The following is a 20,715-nucleotide window of genomic DNA, read 5'->3' as shown; positions in this document are numbered from 1 at the left end:
ATAAAATCAATTAAGAATGGAATCTCCAACAATAGATAAAGAAACTTTAGAATTGGCCGCCCAAGATGTCCGACGAGTGATTGAAAGGCAAAAGGAAGAACGGCAGATTCTAATCACTCAGATGAACATCTTATTTGTCACGAACACCGCATTATTAATTTTTTTAACAATATCCAGGCTGATTACAATATTTAGTCTTTTTAGTGTATTAGAAATATTGTTACTGCTTTTCAACTTTATGTTACTAATACGGGCTTTATTGTCACGCAAATTTTTTGTCAGTCCCAACCTAGAAACTGACGATTTTCAGAATAAATATTTGAAGTTTTCACCTCAAGAATACCAGTCACAGATGTTAGTTAACTTGAGAGAGACTTATAATGAAAATCAGAAGCAAGTAGAGGATATTTCTCAATCCCTGACGTATGCGACTTTTGTAACTGCCGGAATTGCTCTTGTTGCCTTGTTACATCAAGTAACAGTTTATTTTATTCCAGAACTACAAAAAATATGAATACCAACCAAGATGATACAGTATCTTCTAAAAATAGTTTACAACTGCCAGAGCCAGATCCGGCTAACATTACAGCTTTATCTCACAATCTACCTAATACGCCTATCATTCCCGATGTCATAAAAGAGTCTGTAAATACGGTGTTAGGCCTCTTTAGAAGAAGAAATACTAAGTCAAGCGATCAACCAACGAGAGAACAACAACCAAATCAAGCAGATTGAACTGCTAATTAGCTTTTACTGCAATCAATAATTACTATTTTAAATGACCCACTACCAAAAGTTACTGAGAATTTCTACGACTGGTAAATCTTTTTACAATATCACTGCAAAAATTGAATCCATAGTTGCAGAATCAGGTGTTGATATTGGTCTTTGTACTTTATTTTTACGCCACACTTCAGCCAGTTTAGTCATCCAAGAAAATGCCGATCCTGATGTTCTTGTGGATCTAGCTGATTTTATGGCAAAACTCGTTCCAGAATCAGGCAAATATATTCATGATGCAGAAGGCCCCGATGATATGCCGGCACACATCCGTACTGCACTCACTCACACTTCTGAACATATCCCCATTAATCGAGGTCATCTTGTACTGGGAACTTGGCAGGGAATTTATATTTGGGAACACCGCCAACGCAGTCATTCAAGAGAATTGATTGTTCACATTTCTGGATAGATATTTCTCAATTCTCGCTTATTTAAAGTGTCGTTTTGTAGAGTTTAAATACTCTGTTTATACTGCGAATCATTATGGTATAATATTATAGCCTATGCGGTAATATCTATTACATAATTATTGCCGTAATAGCTTTATTCATAAAAATGAAACCAGATACATACCAAGTAATATACGTCAATTTGTAAATTCAAAAATTAAGTTTATTTATGATTATTTAATAATATATTTATTCTAATATACACTAATATTTTAGTGTCAGATGTCTGGGCAACTTCAATTAATATGAAAAAAGAACTAAAACCAACTCCTAATTTTCAATTTCTTGATGAAATTCTTGCCCAGCACTCTGTTAACTTATTGTCACTTAATCCCCACAAGACATTAATTACCAATTTTGCAGAATTGGGAAATTTGATTACTGAACAAAACACCGACATTCAGATTATTGCAACCCTTCAAGAAACTCTCGAAAGCATAGTCTGTACTCAGTTGGAAAACTTCCCAGAAAACATCTTCTGGGATTTTGATTTTCTGGTAAGTAGTATGCTTAGACAGGCTTTAACCGCAGAGGAGGGCGCTGTTCCATTCTTAAAAGTTTTTGGTGAAAAGATGGTTTGTTTGACGGAAATGTTCGGGAATAAAACGGAAATGCGGTTTCGTTATGTTCATGATTTTATCTATGGATTTGATTGGGCAAGATGGGTAAAAAAAGAGCCACAAAAACGCTCACACATAGAACCTTTTAGTCTGGTTTTTTTTGATTATTTACTCGCTAAAGGTAAGGAACTTTTACAACGTATTAATCATGATCAAGTCATATCTTATAAACTGTGTGAAACAGGCTACCGTAACCCCTTTACCTTTTCTCGTGAACCAGAAGATGAATACCGTCTGCTAACTTATTTAGCCAAAGAACAACTTATTCCAGTAGCAGCATGGAATTGGAATGCTAGCCCTGTATGGAACAAACCTTTCCAAGAAATGCGCCAGCAAGTAGCATTAAAATTAAATATTCAACCACAGAGACATTGATTAGCAATTCAAAATTGCTGAAGAACGATGATTATGAAAATAGCTGATTTAATTACTTGGTTTGAAGCATGGGCGAATCCAGCTTGGTGTGAAAGTTGGGATAATTGTGGCTGGCAAATTGAACCAGGAGTTTTGCAGGAAAAAACACGGGTTTTAGTGTGTTTGACACCGACTTTGGCGGTAATGCAGGAAGCGATCGCTCTTAATGCTAATCTGATATTTGCCCATCACCCCTTGATTTTCAACCCTCTCAAATCTTTACGCACTGGTGAAGCGATCGCAGAAATGGTACGGTTAGCCTTTACCCACAATATTGGTGTTTACACTGCTCACACTAATTTCGACCAAGTGCAGGATGGTACGGCTGACGTTTTGGCTCAGATTTTAGAACTCAAAGAAGTTACTCCCATAGTACCTACACAAGGAGGATTAGGATATGGTCGTGTTGGTTTGCTAGAGCCATTTCTGACATTACAGGAGCTACTTGTAGCCATTCAAACCCGACTTGCTCCCCCTAATTTGATTTTTTCTCCAAGTGCCGATTTACAACAAACAATTTCACGAGTTGCCGTTTTGGGTGGTTCGGGAGCTAGTTACATTTCAGCCGTCGTCAAAACTGGCGCTCAAGCTTATCTGACTTCTGACTGTAAATTCCATCAGTTTCAAGAAAGCCGCGATCGCAATCTCATTTTAATCGATGCTGGGCATTACGCTACCGAACGTCCGGCTTGCGATCGCTTAGTGCAAAAATTCCAAGCCTTAAATTTAGATTGGGTGCAATTAAGTAAAAACGATGAAGACTTCCGGCAGTTTTTCGCTTGATTGCTTGTGATATGCAAACTGTATTTTTTGGATGCTTGCCTAAAATTTTTTTTATATTTTAATATTGTTAACTCATGTGGTTTGGCTGTATTAATACTGAGATACTTCATAAATTTTATATCAATAAACTCATAGATAGACGTACATAAAGTTCTATTTTTAACCATAACTGTGATAAAAATCACTAGTTACGTGTAATGATAATCACATGATATTCATGTTCCATATCAATTAATAGCAGAGAAAAATGTTCCACACTTGACGTAACAAATTGTTTACTCTGCCCTAATCAAGATGATTCGCACACTCATTGAATCTGCTTTTGAAACTGGATATCTTAGTGTTGAATCTGAGGGTTTACTCCAGCAAGTACTGTCTACTAAATGCTATCAGTCAGAGGATTTGCCTTTTCTTGCAGCCCTATATAATGCAGTTCGCGCAGGTCAAATTAAACGAGAAGCGTCTTCGTCGAGTGTGCTGATGGAATTTCCTCTATCGGTTGAAAGAGGCAGGAGGCAGGAGACAGAATAGCGCAGCAGTAGCGAGTCCGCGAGCGTCGGCAGAAGGCAGGACGCAATACGGTTTAAGGCAAGAGACGCGATAAATCGCCATCAAGACGAAAGATTAATCTTTGTAGAGACGGCGATTTATCGCGTCTTTGGATCTAGAATTTTCATTAAAAAACCTTAACCGAACCGTATTGCAGCAAGAACTGCCTTTCTTGATAAATCTTGCTGATACTCCCACAAAAGAAACAGAGGGGAATCTTCTCAGGGTATTGACCCTCTGCCCCTTATCTCCTTTGTCTATCTGCCTTTCCCTCGACTCCGTTGCCTTTTTCTTAGTTATAATCGGGCAAAAATCTTAAAAACTCAAAACTCTTTGAGTGTTGTTGTTGAAAAGCATCAAGGTCAGCAAGAGAATGAGTTAAGATCAGATACAAGTGGGTAAAAGTAAAACCAAGTCCCCGGACTTCCCAGTAATGCCAATGACTAAAAGTAGGCAAATTAAACAACCGCAATCAACGATTGTTTTGGAGTATTCTTTATTACATAATGGTAGGAATGACTCACCAACAAATATGAACCTGGTTAGGACAGGTGCTGAATTGTTTGACTTCTATGAAGCAGACATTCCCTAAAATCAATCAGCCGGAGGGAGATTAAGTTCATTGCGAGAATAACCATTGATTGATGACCAAACATTTCCCGATATTTTGACAACTACAGGCAAGTTTTGGGATTGGGTCATAAACTCTACTTGTTGTTCCAAACAGTGAAATTAACCTCTTAAAGGTGTAATGTAATGGGGTAGAACCCAGATTTTGACAGGTTTAACTACGTTGTTTAAAAAGGCAGAAACAATACATGCTACACCGCAAGATTTATCAACTGTGTTGCGATGGGCGCGAGGTATGTGTTTTCTTGCGGGACCAGCAACGCTGGATTGAACGCGCCCGCATCATAGACATAGAGGGAGATTTAGTGACCCTACGCTATGAAACAGAAGAAGAAGACGAAGTTTGTTCTTGGGAAGAAATGGTTCGCCTCGAGAGCATTGGTGCTGTAACGCAAAAATTGGCTTCAGTACCACGCGGGAATGTGGAACCTTTGATGACTGAAGATTGTCCCGAAGCTGAACGCATTCATAACCGCTACACTGACTCGAATCCAGAATAAATAATCAGTGCTGAGTGCTGAGGGTCGAGTGCTGAGTAATAAATCCTAACTCAGAACTCAGAACTCAGGACTCAGGACTAGATAAACGTTCAAAGGCAGGACAGTAACCTTCGAGAGTTACCTTGAAGTTAAACAGCGGGGAAGCTGGGTTCCAACACCGCTGCCCTCTTTGGTGTCGGCAAGTACCACAACAGTCTACATCTGTCCATGTATAGCGATCGCTATTTTGGCTGAGTAATTCTCGTTGAGACAATCCCCTTAATACTAGTTCTTCCCCTTGCCAACGAGCTTCGATTAACCCAGTATCAGCAAATTGCCGCCAACGCGGATCAGCAGTAATCACATCAGGTAGGGTGATTGTGATTACTGTTCCCAACTCCGTCAGTTCGCCTTCGTAGTTAGTTTCTGGCGCTGCCGGTTGCAAAAATGTATCGCCAATAAGCAATTCTACTAAAGTGTTAGCTGCTGGTGAATGTACATGGTAACGGTTTTGCAACTCTTCTAAGCTAGTCAGGTCTGCTAAATAAGCAGGAGAACCGTGGACAAAAATCACGTGCTGGGGTCGCAAGTTATGAATTAGCTGCGTAGTACCAGGGCCATCACTATGTTGAGCTAAAAGATAGGTTTCGACAGTGGTGGGTGCTAAATATTCTTTGTTAACTTTTATATCAATTTTTTCTGGTAATAGGATCAGCCAAGGCCCGGTGTCTAGTTGACAATGTTCACCTAAATCAGATGTAGAGTCAGTGAGGACTATACAAGGTGACTTGCCCACAGTGGGACGATGTTCCGGTTGTAAACGACGCACGCGGGGACGTACCCGTTCATCCCAAAACAAAGGTTGATGGCGGGCGAAGTTCTGCACCGATGGGGGAAGGTGAGGTAGCAGTTCTAGGTAGGCATCACACCCAGTCGCAACAGCACCATCTACCCAGATATCTAAATCTCGTCCGGTGAAATGGTGATGCGATCGCAAAAGCATTAATAATTCTTGACCCAATCCTAAAGCAGGGGTGGGAAGGATTACAGAACAATGATCAGCGATCGCGCGATTAATTCGCTCTGCTAGTTGATTTTCTTGGTTACGGCGGTGAGGATGACGGGATGTGCCATAACTACCTTCAATGATTAGCACATCCAAGTCTAAGCCCCGCAGTTCCTCTAAACGCAAACCTTCTACCAGGCGGGAGTTGGATAGGAAAAAGTCCCCTGTATAGAGTAGCTTGTAAATACGCTGCTGAGTGGTGTAGGTAAGTAGAATTGCCACTGCCCCTGGTAGATGCCCTGCGGGAAATAATTCTGCCACCAGACCTTCTTGGAATTCTACAGGCGATCGCAACGGCAAGGCATGACAAAATTGGGAAATTTCTTGAGGGTCTTGGTCTAGCCAATTCAACGGCAGTAACTTGCTAGTCACCTCACTACCATAAATAGGTAACTTGGGAAAAGCCTTATGCAGTGCCAGTAAGCCTCTAGAGTGATCTGGGTGGGCATGACTAATCAAAACTAAATCCGCTGGTAGGGGCGAATTAGCTCCACGAACCGACTTATTAAGCCCCTTAGCCAGCGATGAAATATCTTCCAAACCACAATCCAACAGAATGCGGTGTGGGCCCATTTTCACCAATAAACACACGCCCTCATCGTCATGCTGGACACTATAGGGCAAACATTCTAATTCACTACCCGCTTCCGCAGCATCTACGCGAGAGGATGCCGACAGATTATCCCTCATGCTCTCCTCCCCTCAAACCTCATCATCATGGACATATCCCAAAAGCCAAAAGTTACATACACAAATTTTGGTTTTGTGACTTAGGGGTAAGTTTTATCGTGCGCCCCTACACCCTGAGAATACAGATTTTTGATTGGGGAGGACGCCTCCACCGAACCCGCACTGGTTCGGAAAGGTGGGCTAACGAGAAGCCATCAAACTAGGAGCCATCAAACTAGGAGCTACAGGAGTTTGCCTCTTGTGTATTTTCCCTTTGCAAGTTTTGAGCGCTTTTAGCCAACTCACCCTCCGGGAAGTCGCCCAAGCGCCTACAGATTTATTTCAATGTGCGGAGCCATTGCCATGATAGTTATCTGAATCATAAAATCCATTTTTCGTACCAAAAAATAAGCACGAAAGCGTGAAGATAACTGTTAATCCAGCTAGAATCAGCTTTACATCCATTTGTTTGCCGCCCCTTACTCAAGACTTTCCTATATTAATTTAGTGCTTCCGCAATCAAACGGAATCACTAGAAAATCTTTACTATGCTTATGTGGATTGGACAATAGGTAAATTTACCGCAATCAGTCAGATTGTAGAACCTTTCGGTTCACCTGTCTATCCATCTAGATGTGAAGCAATATGACAGTACGAGCAATCCTCTACAGCCCGTAAAAATCCTCATCTAGAATAGGCATCACCAGAAATTAATGATGCGTTACCTGAAACTCTTGTAGAAACTTTACATTTAAGTTTTCTACAAGGGTTTCCACTCCTATGTCTAGGTCTGCTCAATCGAAACAAGGAAAAACCGTGAGATACTCACTCTCCTCCGATATCGGAACCCCAAACTTATTCAATTAGATGTCAAAAAATGAGTGAACGGACAATTTAATAAATAATTTTATAATTCTTAACCCAATACAAACTTATTCAATAACTTATTTCTGCTAATTAAACTAGATGTTAAAAAATGAGGGAATAGACATTTAAGTAAACAATTTTATAACTCTTAACCCGCTCTAAACTTATTCAATAACCTACTTCTGCTAAAGTCATAAAATCTTCAGCATCATTAATATATGTTAATTGTTGGTACTCGCTTTGATGATGTCCTAACCGGTACTTCTTTGGATGATATTGTGCTTGGTCTTGCGGGAAATGATCGCATTATCGGTAGCATTGGCAATGACACACTTGTAGGAGGATCTGAAACAGATACAGCTGACTACAGCGAATTGGGTCAGGCTGTGACTCTAGAAGCTACTGGTGTTGTCAACAAAGGTAAATCTGGTAAAGATCAGCTATTAGAGATAGAGACTATCATTGGGGCAAAAGGACAAGCCAATGCTATTGATGGTTCTATAGGCACAGCAACAACATCATTGAATGTCAACCTGTCAACCAATAGTCTGATTGTCAATGGTGTTCCAGGATTGGGTACTTTGACTTTTAAAGTTCAGAACTTTGTCAACGTCACTGGCACTTCACAAAATGACGCCATTATCGGTGATTCAGCCAATAATTTGCTCGAAGGTGGAAAAGGCAATGATGAAATCTTGGGAGGTAATGGCAACGATACTGTACGGGGTGGTGATGGTAATGATGTGATTGGTGGAGGCAGCAAAGGTGTAATCTTTGCCTCTCGCCTTGGAGATGGGAACGATATTTTAGAAGGTGGTAGCGGTGATGACATATTAATTGGAGGAACTGGTAATGACCTCATAGATGGAGGTATCGGAATTGATACGGCTGACTATAGCGGATTGGGTAATGCTATTAGCCTCGAAGCCGTTGGTATCGTGAATAAGGAGGGTATATCTGGTAAAGATCAACTCGTCAAGATTGAAACTATCATTGGGGCAAAAGGACAAGCCAATGCTATTGATGGTTCTATAGGCACAGCAACAACATCATTGAATGTCAACCTGTCAACCAATAGTCTGATTGTCAATGGTGTTCCAGGATTGGGTACTTTGACTTTTAAAGTTCAGAACTTTGTCAACGTCACTGGCACTTCACAAAATGACACCATTATCGGTAATTTAGCCAATAACTTGCTCAGAGGTGGAAAGGGTAATGACCAACTCTCAGGTCTTGATGGTAAAGATACTTTAGTTGGTGTTGATACTGCAAGTGTTCAACCAGGAATAAAGGAGATAGATATCCTAACCGGTGGTGCAGATCCAGACACATTTGTGATTGGAGATGAAAAAAATCCTTACTATGTGGGAGGTGGAGGATTTTTCGGTCTTAATGACTTTGCTTTTATCGGAGATTTTCAGACAGGACAAGATAAAATCCAACTGAAAAAACTTGAAAACTATATTTTTGGTAGCAACTACATTGCTATTGGCTCTCCATTTGGGTCAATCACGAACGATACATTGAGCAGTGAAGACATAAACGACCCTCAGCTAGAGTCAACTGTTAACGAGATTATTAAAAACAATGGCTCTAAAAATTCTTTGAGTCTTGGTGTTTCGTTAGATACAACAGAAAACAGCACTGACTCTTCTGTGATTTTACCTCGTTTTGATGTGATTACAATCCTCGCCAATAACTATAGCCTGAGCGATATTCAATTTGTCTAAAACACTTAAATTTGGAAGTTTACTGTAATAGACATCTGGTAAAAAAGAATGTAGAGACGTAGCACTGCTAAGTCTCTACAAGGATTTCAGGTAACGCATAATTAATTCCACCAGATATTTATTATGGGTGCAGTGGTTCCTTACCAAAGCTATAGCGCAGTCATACATACATAATCTAAGTTTGAAAGTTGTCGATGTAGCTAAATTTTACTGGTGCTATCACCAGTCTCAGCAGGGTGGTAGTTGTGAAACCGCCAATCATGGGCGGTTTTCACATGAAACATTTTCATCACTCACAGTTCCACCTCCACTCTGTCTATGCATATCAATCTTGGTTTTTTCTTAAGAAAACTTGAAGTTTATTTACTTCTATCAACTATGAGGCATTTAATAGTAAACGTCTTTCAGATGTAACTGTATAGAATACTACGATTATACTAAGAGTAATTACTAAGAAAAATGCATCAAAATTTTATGTAGATTAAGCTACTCTAGGTCACACACTAGATGTATTTAGATCACCGCCAACCAAGGCTTAGATATGAAAAACTAATAAAGCGAATCTGGATTTATCTAATTAAAATCTAAAATATTTATGTAGTTTTCTACACGAGAAGATTCTTTTTATACGCAACCCATAATTCTTTTAAAGCCTTTGTGTTGCCAGGAAGTCATCTATTACCATGTAATCCAGGTATAGGTTAAGCTAGCGTCCACAGCTACACGTGAGTTACAAAGGAGCAAACTCCATTGCTCTAAATTCCACTAAGGGTGGCCCTGATTATGGAATTTTTAAATCAATCAAATCAATAAATAATTGGTATTTACCAGAGTAACCAGATATGTTCAATGCCACTGAAATTTTAATTGATGCCTTTGTAAATGAAATTAGAGATGGCTACCGTCGTACTTATGGCTGCTTCAAAAATGATTATCAAGACATTATCGCCTGGGCTGGTAACATGGCTTTGGAAAATATTGCCAATAGCGACGCCCTTTACCACAATGTTGAACACACTGTCCTTGTCACCCTAGTAGGGCAAGAAATCTTACGTGGCAAACACATTAGGGAAGGCGGCGTTTCCAGTGAAGATTGGTTGCATTGTATCATTTCTTTAGTGAGTCATGATATTGGCTACGTTAAGGGAGTTTGCCGACAAGACCGAGAAGCAGCAGGCTTATATGCCACAGGTAAAAATGGCAAAATGATTTCTGTAGCTCCTGGCGCTTCTGATGCCAGTCTGACACCCTATCATGTTGATAGAGCCAAGCTCTTTATTGATGAGCGTTTTGGAGGTCACAAATTAATAGATGCTGAGGCAATTAAGAGCAATATTGAATTAACTCGATTTCCCGTACCTGCGGCAGAAGATCATCAAGATACAAAGTGCTTTGCAGGATTAGTACGTGCGGCTGATTTGATTGGTCAACTAAGTGACCCACGTTACCTAAAGAAAATTACGTCTTTATTTTACGAATTTGAAGAAACTGGTGTAAATAAAGTTTTGGGCTATAAAACCCCTGCCGATTTACGTAATAACTACGCTAAGTTTTACTGGAATGGTGTCTATCCCTATATCCAAGAGGGACTGCATTACCTATCACTGACACAACAAGGAAAACAAATTCTTGCTAATCTCTACTCAAACGTGTTTGTTGTGGAACATGAAAAACAACAGGAAGAACAGCAGCGGTATTTGGAGAAGTTAGGAGTTGCAAATTAGGAGCTATTCAATTTGGGATTTTAGATTTTTTATTCAATCCAAAATCCAAAATTGGTAGAGTTGGGAGTTTAAGAATTATTAATGATGAATTATGAATTAAGATAAAAGCTTAATAACTCATAACTCATAACTTATAACTCCTAACTACTATGGATTGGTGGCGACGACTTAAGAAAAATCCTTTGGCACGATTTGGGGCAATTTTGCTGTTAATTTTTTACATAGCAGTAATTGCAGCTGATTTCGTAGCTCCTTATGACCCCTATGCTTCACAGCCTAATGGTTCACTGCTGCCACCAACTAAGATCCACTGGGTTTCTCAGTCAGGGCAGTTTATTGGCCCCCATGTTTATCCGACGACTCAGGGAGATACTAATTTAGAAACAGGCGATCGCAAACTCATTGTAGACTTCAAAAATCCATCACCTCTGCGTCTATTTGTCTCCGGGCCAGAATACCGATTGTTGCAGATGAGTTTGCCACTACCCCCCAAATGGGATGAAGTCACGATCTTTCCTGGTATTCCCTTAAATTGGCATTTATTTGGGACAACAAGTGGCACAAAAGTCAACATATTGGGTACTGATGACCAAGGGCGCGACCAATTCAGTCGCCTCCTGCATGGCGGTCGCATCAGTATGTTTATCGGGATTTTTGGCATTATCATTACCTATCCCCTCGGTTTGCTTATCGGGGGAATTTCTGGTTATTTCGGCGGTGTAACTGACAGCCTGATTATGCGCTTGGCAGAAGTGCTAATGACTTTCCCTAGTATTTATCTTTTGGTGACATTGGGCGCAGTTTTACCAGCGGGTTTAAGTAGTACCCAGCGCTTTTTGTTGATTGTGGTGATTACTTCCGTTATTAGCTGGGCTGGTTTAGCACGAGTTATTCGGGGACAGGTATTATCACTTAAAGAGCGAGAATTTGTCCAAGCAGCGCGGGCAATGGGTGCGAACCCACTTTATATTATTCTCCGCCACGTTTTGCCGCAAACAGCTAGTTATGTAGTTATCTCTGCGACTCTTGCAATTCCCAGCTTTATTGGTGCAGAGGCGATATTGAGTCTCATCGGCTTGGGCATTCAACAACCAGACCCTTCTTGGGGCAATATGCTTTCTCTGGCTAGCAATGCTTCAATTTTGGTGTTGCAACCTTGGTTAATTTGGCCGCCGGCTGTGCTGATTATCCTCACAGTGCTGGCATTCAACTTACTCGGTGATGGGCTGAGAGATGCACTTGATCCACGCAGTTTGAGGAGATAAGCGTTTAGAATAGCAAATGCGATCGCCGAAATAACAAATGCGATCGCCAAAATAACAAATGCGAACGCCAAAATAACAAATGCGAACGCCGAAATAGCAAATGCGAACCGCGAAATAGCAAATGCGAACCGCGAAATAGCAAATGCGATCGCTGAAATAACAAGTGCGAACCCCAAAATAACAAATGCGATCGCTTTACTCTACTGCTGCAAAACCCAACGGCGAAAAAGTTCTACCATAATCCGCCAGTTTCCCTGAGTTTCTTCAACGACATCATGACGCTTCAGAGTATTCAGCGCTTCCTGTAAATCAGCGTCGTTCATACCTGTAGACTGAGCTAAGGCATCCAGACTTAGCCCCTCTGGGTAAGGTGCAAGCACTTGTACAATTGCTTGTTGACCCTCAGCACCCCGCGCCGCCTGACCCCAAACCCCATCAAAATAGTAGCGTCCCCGCTTGAAAAATTCAGGGTCATTGATAACTGCTTCCACATCTTCTACTGTGAAAACTGGGTCACGCGATCGCCCTTGTTCAAAAACAAAGTCATTGTAACCGCGCACTAGCTGAAAACCCAGTAGTTGCACTAAATATGGTTGACCATGCGTCAGAGCATAAATTTCATCTAAAGCTTCCGGGATGTAGTCGAGGGGGAAGTCTTCATTACCTGGGTTAGCGAGAATTTGGCGAGTAGCTACACGTTTTTGAAAGCCTACATGAATAGGAATGACGCTGGCAAAGAAGGGTTGAAAATAATCTGCTGTCATTTCTTCTAAAGTATGCAAACCAGCAAAAGCAAAGGCGACTTTAGAACTCATTTGCACCAAACACCGCAGAAAACCCATAAAGTCGATAGGAATTTTGCTCGCTTCTATTAAATCTTCAATTTTCTCAAATTCGTCTAAGGCAATGATTAACCCACCATCTAGCTGTGCTTCCACCTGCCTTAAATAGCGTCCAAAAGTCCGGTAGGGAAGATTTTATTTGTGAGCTATCAAATACTAAAAAGGGTGGGCTTTTCGTCCACTGGTGTCAACTTCAGCCAAAAATAGCGTACTGATTGGGTGTTGTTCACCCGCCAGGGATTGTAAATCCCTGACTAATTGCTCAAGTCTACTGAAGTAGACTGAAAATTTTTGCGCTATGAAGTCCTCTGAAGAGGACTTTAGCTATGAGACAGGGATTTACAATCCCTGGCGGACGTGCGGTTTCGCGTTAAGTTGACACCAGTGGCTTTTCGTCCCACCCCACAAGAAAATTATAAACAGTGAATAAATCTTGGCTAATATCGAATTCGCGGATCTACATAAGCATTTAAAATATCAATTAAAATGCTGGCACTCACAACGATCGCACCAAAAAAGACTAGCACTCCCTGGACTGTGGGATAATCACGATCTGCGATCGCTTGATACAGTCGATTAGCTAACCCAGGCCAAGAAAATGTTACTTCTGTCAAAATCGCCCCACCCAACAGAGATGCAAAGGTTAATCCCAAGACTGTAATTACTGGAATTAGCGCATTTTTTAAAGCATGGGAGGCTAAAATCTTATTTTCACCAATCCCTCTGGCTCTAGCAGCTTCTACATAATCGGCTTGCAAAGTTTGTTTTAAATTCACTCGCACAATTCGCTCAAAAATCCCACTGAGCAAAATTCCTAGTGTGAGACTTGGTAGAGCCAGATGGTGCAAGGATGTGAAAAACTGGGTGAAATTTCCACCGAGTAAGCTATCAATTGTATACAACCCAGTGATAGGAGTCGGCGCTGGAAGATTGGGCGGAAAGCGGTTGGAATTGGGAAACCAACCCAATTGGACTGAGAAAATCAACTGCAAAAGCATTCCCGCCCAAAACATCGGGAGTGCGTAGGTGATGATCCCAAATAAGCGCCCACCGACATCAAAATATGTCCCAGGACGAGAAGCCGAAAGAGTCCCAACCGCAATTCCGACGATGAGTGCAACCGCCATACTAGATACTGCTAACTCCACCGTCGCCGGGAAATATTGTCCAATTATGTCCCAAACATTCTGTCCGCGACTCATTAAAGAAGTTCCCAAATCAAAACGCAGTATGCTTCCCAAATAATTGAGGTACTGTAGCCACAGGGGAAGGTTTAAACCAAGTTGTTTCCGCAATTCTTCTTTAGCTGCTTCTGGCGCACGTCCGCCAAGAATTGCATCTGCTGGATCTCCTGGTGTTGCTCTTAGTAAAAGAAATACAATCGTGATGATTGTTAATAGCTGAAGTGGCGCAAGAAGCAAGCGAGAAACAATGTAATATTGTAAAGCTTTAGAACGAGACATAAGCAATTAAAAGTTTAAAATTATAAATGCAGTTTTTGGAAATATCTTAGCTATTAACTAGAAAAATATTGAACATGAAAGACTTTATTGAAGAGTCAAAAGTCAAAAGTCAATAGCTATGACTAATGACCAATGACTAATGACAAATGACTAATGACCAATGACTACTTTTTAATTGTGTGATAAACCAGAATTTGCGTAGGGTTAAGTTGGACGCTGCTTACACCATTTCGGGCAAATACATAGTCTTTGTTTTGCCATAAGGGAACGTAAGGTACATCAGTAGTGACTTGGGTTTGAATTTCGGTAAAAATTTTCTGACGCGCTTCAGGTTTTTGTTCTTTGCGTTGCTGATCAATCAGTTTATTTATAGCTTCGCTATAGTAGAACGAACCTTGAGTTTGACTGCCTCCATCTTCGCATCCTTTAGCAACTGAACCTTTGTCACAAGACAAAAACGGCTGGACGTAATTATCTGGATCTAAAAAGTCTGGATACCAATCAAGTAAAGCTGCTGGATACAAACCCCTGGAAATGTCTTTAAAAAAGGCAGGCCCTTCAGCTTGGGTAACTTCAAATTGCAGTATTCCATCCATTTTGGTATCCACAAGAGATTTGAGTGTCTGTGCTGCCAAACTGCGAGTAGGCGAACTAGAAGGATACCAAATTTGTACTTTTGCGGGATTTTCTTTGGAGAAACCAGCGGTAGTTAATAATTTTTTAGCTTGCTCAAAGTTAGCATCGCCATATTTATCTTTGAATAATGGCACAGAAACATTGAACGTTGTAGGAATCATGCTATAAAGCGGATCTGCTTGACCAAGTAACGCCCGCTGATTTAAAAGTGGACGGTCAATTATTGATGCGATCGCTTGTCTTACCTCTAATTTATCTAAAGGCTGCTGATTCCGGTTTAATACCAGATAACTTACTACGCTACCTTGAGCTGCGATCGCTTGCCAATCCCCTTTTTTTGCTCCTTCTTCCAAACTGCGATTTTGATCTGGCTGTAGCGACAGATAAGCTATATCGACTGCGCCTGTACGAAAAGCATTAAACAAATTAACCGGACTAGTTTGAATTTGGACGTTAACACCCTTGTTAGCTGGTTTTTCTCCCCAATACTTATCAAAGACATCAAATCGGATTGAATCAGTACCATACTGCGCTAACTTGTAAGGGCCAGTCCCCACAAAGGTATTCGGCTTGAATTTACCTGCACCGAGTTCGTAAGCTTTTGGTGAAAGCGCACATACCCCAGGAAAAGCCAGCAGTGAAGGAAACGCTGCAAAAGGCTTTTTCAGCTTAATGCTTAACTCATACTCGCCTGTAGTATTTACCGAATCTACTATATCACCTAGTAAGAATGAGGGTTTTCCTTTATTTTGAATAAAGCGGTTGAGCGTAAATGCCATTGCTTGGGCGTTGAAGGGAGTCCCATCGTGAAAAACTACTCCCTGACGTAAGGGAATGGTATAAGTCAAGCCATCTTGAGTAACTTTAGGTAATGCTGTGGCGAGTTGTGGCTCAATTTCCGTGCTTCCTGGTTGGTAAGTGTAGAGGCGATCGCTCATATTAAACACTAAACCCAAGGATGCTAACTCATAGGTATCAGCCGGATCAAGGGTTCTTGGCTTTGCTGTTGTACCTATAGTAATACGACCATCACCTGTAGGGCTATTTACAGAACCCGCTGGTGGCGTAGAAGGATTAGGACGAGGAGCGCAACTAACAACCAAAAATAAACATAGACAGAACAAAGATAGGAATTGTGTAATCCGACCCCACCGTTTCACGGACAAGGAAAACCAGGTCATAGCAATAATATATTTGATATCAGCGGTCAGTAATTTTACTACATTTATGACTATTTTGTGGGATTTTTACAATTAATTACAGCAATATTTACAGCTAAGTATATACTTAGGAATAAAAATAACTTGCAATCAGCAATGAAAGAATTTGCTCAATGAAAATGACTCCGTGAGCATCTAAATTAAAATTTTATAAGTTTATTACTACTTTGCCATGTCTACGACGGGCTACGCCTACGCACTATTTTGTTACAAAAAATCATTGACAAAAATACAGAGTTTGACATTTGTTAAATACTGAAAAGTTTTTATTTAATTAAGATTTTAAACATCGGCTAAATTTGTCGCAAATTCTATAATTACTAGGGAATAGCTTTGCTACACTTTGACCTGAGTCCAAGTAGTGTACATTAAGACTTTGCCTGTTGCTGCTTGGGCACAGACACCTGTTGAGTGGTTTATCGCAAAGATCGGCTGTATTGGCAAAAATCTCATGTTTGTACATCAGCGAAATCAAGCGATCGCGATATCGTTAACAGCAGATTGAAAGTTTAATAGTGAGACTAAAACCGTGAAATATTTCTTTCTATCTGAAGGATGGGCAGTTGCTAGAGTCTGGGCATCTGATGGACTCTGGCAAATAACCGCATGGCGACGCCAACCAGATATTCAGCGAATGAATATTTGTTTAGTCGAACAAAACGAATTGCTATGGCTTTACCGAGTTGAAGAAGCCATTTTAACCGTGGAAGTGAAACCAACAACACCAGTAATTGCCAGTAAGACCATAGGTCAAGTAGTACTCAAGCGTCTAATGAGCGCCGAACAGGTAATCGAACGCCTGGGTACAGCTGAGACAAAGTGTCAACTGCAAAATATCCAGTTGGTGGTTCAGTAGATAGTGGAGAGTAGGGAGTAGGGAGTAGGGAATAGGCCAAGTAACATAACAACATAATTATTCTTGTCCCCCCATTCCCCATTCCCCATTTCCCATTCCCCATTTCCCATTTCCCATTCCCCACTCCCCACTTAAAAGAAAAGATAAGAAAATTTAATCCCCGACGCGTATTGGTAGCGAAAAAACTTGGAGATGCTACGCGATCGCATCAATTTACACGCTTGCAAACAATTCCATCAATAGTTACACTTTTTAAAACATTCTCATTTTTGCTTGGCGATGGCTACCCTACATAGGTAAACCTCCCGAAGCGAGTAAGCATTGCCAAAGCACCCACGGTGTATGACTTATTAAGACTAAGCTGTGGTAATACTCTGGCTCTGGCAATAACAAAAAACAAGAGAGAGTTTTATGAGTGGCGTTTTTCGTCTCTCATAACCTCAGTAAGAAAATTGCTTTGTAAACTAACTCATCGAGGAGGAGCGTAGTCGATGGGACTACCCTGGTACCGAGTACATACAGTCGTTCTGAATGATCCAGGGCGGCTGATTTCTGTACACCTAATGCACACAGCCTTAGTAGCAGGCTGGGCTGGTTCGATGGCACTCTACGAACTAGCTGTTTTTGATCCTAGTGATCCAGTTCTTAATCCAATGTGGCGTCAAGGGATGTTCGTTCTGCCCTTCATGTCACGTTTGGGCGTTACCCAATCTTGGGGTGGTTGGAACGTTACTGGTGGCCCATCCACTGATCCTGGCTTCTGGTCATTTGAAGGCGTTGCTGCGGCTCACATTGTCCTTTCCGGTCTGCTGTTCCTAGCCGCCGTATGGCACTGGGTTTACTGGGATTTGGAACTCTTTAGAGATCCCCGCACTGGTGAACCTGCTCTCGACTTGCCAAAAATGTTTGGCATTCACCTGTTCTTATCTGGTCTACTTTGTTTTGGCTTTGGTGCTTTTCACGTCACCGGACTATTTGGGCCGGGGATATGGGTTTCTGACGCTTATGGTATAACTGGCGCCGCGCAAGCAGTAGCACCAGAATGGGGGCCAGATGGTTTTAACCCCTATAACCCTGGTGGCATTGCGGCTCACCACATTGCCGCTGGTGTTGTTGGTATTATTGCAGGCTTATTCCACCTCACAGTTAGACCCCCCGAACGGCTCTACAAAGCCCTACGGATGGGGAACATTGAAACAGTACTTTCTAGCAGTATTGCAGCAGTCTTCTTTGCTGCTTTCGTTGTTGCTGGTACTATGTGGTACGGTAACGCCGCCACACCCATCGAATTGTTTGGCCCTACCCGCTATCAATGGGATCAAGGCTACTTCCGTCAAGAAATTCAGCGCCGCGTCCAAACAGGCGTTGCTCAAGGTGAAACTCTTGATCAAGCTTGGTCGCAAATTCCCGAAAAACTGGCTTTCTATGATTATGTCGGTAATAGCCCCGCTAAAGGCGGTCTATTCCGTACAGGGCCAATGGTGAAGGGTGATGGCATTGCCCAATCTTGGCAAGGTCACGCCGTTTTCAAAGATTCTGAAGGAAGGGAATTGACCGTGCGTCGTCTCCCCAACTTCTTTGAAACCTTCCCAGTGATTTTGACTGATGCTGATGGAGTTGTCCGCGCTGACATTCCCTTCCGTCGGGCAGAATCTAAGTATAGCTTCGAGCAATCTGGTGTCACCGTTAGTTTCTACGGTGGCAATCTGGATGGTAAGACCTTTACAGAACCAGCTGATGTGAAGAAGTATGCCCGTAAAGCTCAAGGCGGTGAAATCTTTGAATTTGACCGGGAAACCTTGAACTCTGATGGTGTATTCCGCACCAGTCCTAGAGGTTGGTTTACCTTTGGACACGCCGTATTTGCTCTGCTGTTCTTCTTTGGTCATCTCTGGCACGGCGCTCGGACAATCTACCGAGACGTATTTGCTGGTGTTGATGCGGATCTAGAAGAGCAAGTTGAGTGGGGTCTGTTCCAGAAAGTGGGTGACAAGTCAACCCGCCGGAAGGAAGCCCTTTAATTTCAGTGCTGAGTTATGAGTGCTGAGTTTCGAGTTAAGGCTCTGATTCAGCACTCAGCACCCAGCATTCACAATTTAAATTACTGGCTCAATAGGCAGGGAATCATAATATGGAAAGCGTTGCGTACATCTTGATTTTTACTCTGTGTATAGGTACTCTCTTTTTTGCGATCGCATTTCGCGAACCCCCTCGCTTTGAGAAACCAAAAGATAAGTAGAGCCTATTTCCAGAGCTTTAAGCTGATTTAACGTTAATATCCGTTGCTACTAAGTATGGTAGCAACGGATATTATTGTATTTGTGCTTTGTTAGTTTTAAATACTAAGTAAATCAGCAATCATTTTTATATTGTGATATAATTTCCAATCTTGGGAGTAGATATGTGTTAATGCTAGCTTTTCTGCGCTAGGATAAAAAAGGATGTTTTGTGTAAGCTGCCATAAAACTGCTTGCACAACACATTACGCTTGTCGCACAACCTTTACGGAGACTAGAACCAGGAACAAATCAGCATGGTCAATCAGAATTTAACCGCTACAGAAATTGGATTCACTCACGAAGATTTCGCTGCTCTACTTGACAAATACGATTATCATTTTAGCCCTGGTGATGTTGTCCCAGGAACAGTTTTCAGTATAGAGCCGCGCGGCGCTCTGATTGACATTGGTGCTAAAACCGCAGCATATATACCTATACAAGAAATGTCTATTAACCGGGTGGATAGCCCGGAAGAAGTATTACAGTCAAACGAAACGCGCGAATTTTTTATCCTTACCGATGAAAATGAAGATGGTCAATTAACCCTTTCCATTCGCCGTATTGAATACATGCGGGCTTGGGAGCGCGTGCGACAGCTGCAAGCAGAAGATGCTACTGTCCGTTCTGGCGTGTTTGCAACCAATCGCGGTGGTGCATTGGTGCGGATTGAGGGATTACGTGGCTTTATCCCAGGTTCTCACATTAGTACCCGCAAACCCAAAGAAGAATTGGTAGGCGAAGAACTACCATTGAAATTCTTAGAGGTGGATGAAGAACGTAACCGCTTAGTTCTATCTCATCGTCGGGCACTGGTTGAACGCAAGATGAACCGCCTAGAAGTCGGCGAAGTAGTGATTGGTACTGTTCGTGGTATCAAGCCCTATGGTGCTTTCATCGACATTGGTGGTGTCAGTGGTCTACTGCACATTTCTGAGATTTCTCACGAACATATTGATACACCCCATAGCGTGTTCAATGTCAATGATGAAGTGAAAGTTATGATCATTGACTTGGATGCAGAAAGGGGTCGGATTTCCCTATCTACCAAGCAGCTAGAACCCGAACCCGGTGACATGATTAAAAACCGGGATTTGGTCTACGATAAGGCGGAAGAAATGGCTGCTAAGTATCGTGAACAGCTGTTAGCCAAGCAACAAGGTGCTACTGCTGCGCCTGCTGCACCTGCTGATGTTTTAGCAGAAGAAGATATTCCACCAGCGACGGAAATCGAAGACGAGATTCCACCAGCAGCAGAACTAGAAGAAGAAATTCCACCAGCAGCAGAAATTGAGGAAGTAACCCCAGTAGTTGCAGAAATTCAAGAAGAGATTCCAGCAGCAACGGAAACTGAAGAAGAAATTCCAGCAGCTATTGAAGAATAATACATTTAT

The 20,715-nt window shown here is 41.7% G+C and carries 20 protein-coding genes; 16 read left to right on the top strand and 4 right to left on the bottom strand.

Features of this window, described 5'->3' with window-relative positions; genetic code table 11:
- The first annotated feature begins 16 nt into the window (after positions 1 to 16).
- The 8 genes from ACWATR_RS11740 to ACWATR_RS11705 all read left to right on the top strand — a co-directional run bounded on the left by ACWATR_RS11740 (position 17) and on the right by ACWATR_RS11705 (position 4,728).
- Positions 17 to 514, top strand: a complete 498-nt coding sequence (locus ACWATR_RS11740; RefSeq protein ID WP_460332408.1) for a hypothetical protein — start codon at positions 17 to 19, stop codon at positions 512 to 514.
- The gene (locus ACWATR_RS11735) at positions 511 to 735 is read left to right on the top strand and encodes a hypothetical protein (RefSeq protein ID WP_460332406.1); all 225 of its coding nucleotides are present in this window, start codon (positions 511 to 513) and stop codon (positions 733 to 735) included. Before ACWATR_RS11740 ends, ACWATR_RS11735 begins: the two co-directional genes overlap by 4 nt.
- A gap of 43 nt (positions 736 to 778) precedes the next feature.
- Positions 779 to 1,192, top strand: coding sequence for a secondary thiamine-phosphate synthase enzyme YjbQ (locus tag ACWATR_RS11730; RefSeq protein ID WP_460332404.1), 414 nt, complete (start codon positions 779 to 781; stop codon positions 1,190 to 1,192).
- A gap of 285 nt (positions 1,193 to 1,477) precedes the next feature.
- Positions 1,478 to 2,227: a hypothetical protein gene (locus ACWATR_RS11725; protein ID WP_460332402.1), complete on the top strand. Its 750-nt coding sequence runs from the start codon at positions 1,478 to 1,480 to the stop codon at positions 2,225 to 2,227.
- 33 nt (positions 2,228 to 2,260) lie between these two features.
- A complete protein-coding gene (locus tag ACWATR_RS11720; protein WP_460332400.1) occupies positions 2,261 to 3,049 on the top strand; it encodes a Nif3-like dinuclear metal center hexameric protein in 789 nt (262 codons plus the stop codon).
- A gap of 294 nt (positions 3,050 to 3,343) precedes the next feature.
- Positions 3,344 to 3,580: a hypothetical protein gene (locus ACWATR_RS11715; RefSeq protein WP_069069670.1), complete on the top strand. Its 237-nt coding sequence runs from the start codon at positions 3,344 to 3,346 to the stop codon at positions 3,578 to 3,580.
- 457 nt (positions 3,581 to 4,037) lie between these two features.
- Positions 4,038 to 4,190 (top strand): hypothetical protein, encoded by a 153-nt coding sequence (locus ACWATR_RS11710; protein ID WP_460332398.1) that lies wholly within the window; start codon positions 4,038 to 4,040, stop codon positions 4,188 to 4,190.
- A gap of 226 nt (positions 4,191 to 4,416) precedes the next feature.
- Complete coding sequence (locus tag ACWATR_RS11705) at positions 4,417 to 4,728, top strand: DUF6679 family protein (RefSeq protein ID WP_012408115.1); 312 nt, start codon at positions 4,417 to 4,419, stop codon at positions 4,726 to 4,728.
- Between the two features lie 64 nt (positions 4,729 to 4,792).
- Here the strand turns inward: ACWATR_RS11705 and ACWATR_RS11700 are convergent, their stop codons facing one another.
- Positions 4,793 to 6,463 carry an MBL fold metallo-hydrolase gene (locus ACWATR_RS11700; RefSeq protein ID WP_460332395.1) on the bottom strand — a complete coding sequence of 557 codons (1,671 nt, stop codon included), beginning with the start codon at positions 6,461 to 6,463 and terminating at the stop codon, positions 4,793 to 4,795.
- Positions 6,464 to 7,527: 1,064 nt separating this feature from the next.
- Here ACWATR_RS11700 and ACWATR_RS11695 point away from each other — a divergent pair.
- From ACWATR_RS11695 to ACWATR_RS11685, 3 genes are all read left to right on the top strand, one after another.
- On the top strand, positions 7,528 to 9,039 hold the full coding sequence (locus ACWATR_RS11695) for a calcium-binding protein (protein ID WP_460332393.1): 1,512 nt from the start codon (positions 7,528 to 7,530) through the stop codon (positions 9,037 to 9,039).
- 842 nt (positions 9,040 to 9,881) lie between these two features.
- Positions 9,882 to 10,763 carry an Npun_R2479 family HD domain-containing metalloprotein gene (locus ACWATR_RS11690; protein WP_181932025.1) on the top strand — a complete coding sequence of 294 codons (882 nt, stop codon included), beginning with the start codon at positions 9,882 to 9,884 and terminating at the stop codon, positions 10,761 to 10,763.
- A gap of 149 nt (positions 10,764 to 10,912) precedes the next feature.
- The gene (locus ACWATR_RS11685) at positions 10,913 to 12,028 is read left to right on the top strand and encodes an ABC transporter permease (protein WP_435025396.1); all 1,116 of its coding nucleotides are present in this window, start codon (positions 10,913 to 10,915) and stop codon (positions 12,026 to 12,028) included.
- A 200-nt stretch (positions 12,029 to 12,228) separates the two neighbouring features.
- On the opposite strand, the gene ACWATR_RS11680 is transcribed toward ACWATR_RS11685, so the two are convergent.
- From ACWATR_RS11680 to ACWATR_RS11670, 3 genes are all read right to left on the bottom strand, one after another.
- Positions 12,229 to 12,966, bottom strand: coding sequence for a hypothetical protein (locus tag ACWATR_RS11680; RefSeq protein ID WP_460332391.1), 738 nt, complete (start codon positions 12,964 to 12,966; stop codon positions 12,229 to 12,231).
- A 341-nt stretch (positions 12,967 to 13,307) separates the two neighbouring features.
- Complete coding sequence (locus ACWATR_RS11675; RefSeq protein ID WP_460332389.1) at positions 13,308 to 14,333, bottom strand: ABC transporter permease; 1,026 nt, start codon at positions 14,331 to 14,333, stop codon at positions 13,308 to 13,310.
- Positions 14,334 to 14,497: 164 nt separating this feature from the next.
- Positions 14,498 to 16,150: an ABC transporter substrate-binding protein gene (locus ACWATR_RS11670; RefSeq protein ID WP_460332387.1), complete on the bottom strand. Its 1,653-nt coding sequence runs from the start codon at positions 16,148 to 16,150 to the stop codon at positions 14,498 to 14,500.
- Positions 16,151 to 16,550: 400 nt separating this feature from the next.
- On the opposite strand from ACWATR_RS11670, the gene ACWATR_RS11665 reads away from it, so the two are divergent.
- The 5 genes from ACWATR_RS11665 to ACWATR_RS11645 all read left to right on the top strand — a co-directional run bounded on the left by ACWATR_RS11665 (position 16,551) and on the right by ACWATR_RS11645 (position 20,706).
- Complete coding sequence (locus ACWATR_RS11665) at positions 16,551 to 16,694, top strand: hypothetical protein (RefSeq protein ID WP_176727207.1); 144 nt, start codon at positions 16,551 to 16,553, stop codon at positions 16,692 to 16,694.
- A 24-nt stretch (positions 16,695 to 16,718) separates the two neighbouring features.
- Complete coding sequence (locus ACWATR_RS11660; RefSeq protein WP_460332385.1) at positions 16,719 to 17,045, top strand: hypothetical protein; 327 nt, start codon at positions 16,719 to 16,721, stop codon at positions 17,043 to 17,045.
- 491 nt (positions 17,046 to 17,536) lie between these two features.
- Positions 17,537 to 19,066 (top strand): photosystem II chlorophyll-binding protein CP47, encoded by a 1,530-nt coding sequence (gene psbB / locus ACWATR_RS11655; protein ID WP_460332383.1) that lies wholly within the window; start codon positions 17,537 to 17,539, stop codon positions 19,064 to 19,066.
- A 110-nt stretch (positions 19,067 to 19,176) separates the two neighbouring features.
- Positions 19,177 to 19,284, top strand: coding sequence for a photosystem II reaction center protein T (locus ACWATR_RS11650; protein ID WP_084227385.1), 108 nt, complete (start codon positions 19,177 to 19,179; stop codon positions 19,282 to 19,284).
- A 294-nt stretch (positions 19,285 to 19,578) separates the two neighbouring features.
- Positions 19,579 to 20,706, top strand: a complete 1,128-nt coding sequence (locus ACWATR_RS11645) for a 30S ribosomal protein S1 (protein WP_392479136.1) — start codon at positions 19,579 to 19,581, stop codon at positions 20,704 to 20,706.
- Positions 20,707 to 20,715: the final 9 nt, after the last annotated feature.

The sequence above is a fragment of the Nostoc sp. UIC 10890 genome (assembly GCF_054786515.1).
This window is presented reverse-complemented; position numbering and strand designations above follow the sequence as displayed.

Coding starts and splice junctions, on each gene's coding strand:
- ACWATR_RS11740 (WP_460332408.1), top strand. CDS start 17: ATGGAATCTCCAACAATAGATAAAGAAACTTTAGAATTGGCCGCCCAA.
- ACWATR_RS11735 (WP_460332406.1), top strand. CDS start 511: ATGAATACCAACCAAGATGATACAGTATCTTCTAAAAATAGTTTACAA.
- ACWATR_RS11730 (WP_460332404.1), top strand. CDS start 779: ATGACCCACTACCAAAAGTTACTGAGAATTTCTACGACTGGTAAATCT.
- ACWATR_RS11725 (WP_460332402.1), top strand. CDS start 1,478: ATGAAAAAAGAACTAAAACCAACTCCTAATTTTCAATTTCTTGATGAA.
- ACWATR_RS11720 (WP_460332400.1), top strand. CDS start 2,261: ATGAAAATAGCTGATTTAATTACTTGGTTTGAAGCATGGGCGAATCCA.
- ACWATR_RS11715 (WP_069069670.1), top strand. CDS start 3,344: ATGATTCGCACACTCATTGAATCTGCTTTTGAAACTGGATATCTTAGT.
- ACWATR_RS11710 (WP_460332398.1), top strand. CDS start 4,038: ATGACTAAAAGTAGGCAAATTAAACAACCGCAATCAACGATTGTTTTG.
- ACWATR_RS11705 (WP_012408115.1), top strand. CDS start 4,417: ATGCTACACCGCAAGATTTATCAACTGTGTTGCGATGGGCGCGAGGTA.
- ACWATR_RS11700 (WP_460332395.1), bottom strand. CDS start 6,463: ATGAGGGATAATCTGTCGGCATCCTCTCGCGTAGATGCTGCGGAAGCG.
- ACWATR_RS11695 (WP_460332393.1), top strand. CDS start 7,528: ATGTTAATTGTTGGTACTCGCTTTGATGATGTCCTAACCGGTACTTCT.
- ACWATR_RS11690 (WP_181932025.1), top strand. CDS start 9,882: ATGTTCAATGCCACTGAAATTTTAATTGATGCCTTTGTAAATGAAATT.
- ACWATR_RS11685 (WP_435025396.1), top strand. CDS start 10,913: ATGGATTGGTGGCGACGACTTAAGAAAAATCCTTTGGCACGATTTGGG.
- ACWATR_RS11675 (WP_460332389.1), bottom strand. CDS start 14,333: ATGTCTCGTTCTAAAGCTTTACAATATTACATTGTTTCTCGCTTGCTT.
- ACWATR_RS11670 (WP_460332387.1), bottom strand. CDS start 16,150: ATGACCTGGTTTTCCTTGTCCGTGAAACGGTGGGGTCGGATTACACAA.
- psbB (WP_460332383.1), top strand. CDS start 17,537: ATGGGACTACCCTGGTACCGAGTACATACAGTCGTTCTGAATGATCCA.
- ACWATR_RS11650 (WP_084227385.1), top strand. CDS start 19,177: ATGGAAAGCGTTGCGTACATCTTGATTTTTACTCTGTGTATAGGTACT.
- ACWATR_RS11645 (WP_392479136.1), top strand. CDS start 19,579: ATGGTCAATCAGAATTTAACCGCTACAGAAATTGGATTCACTCACGAA.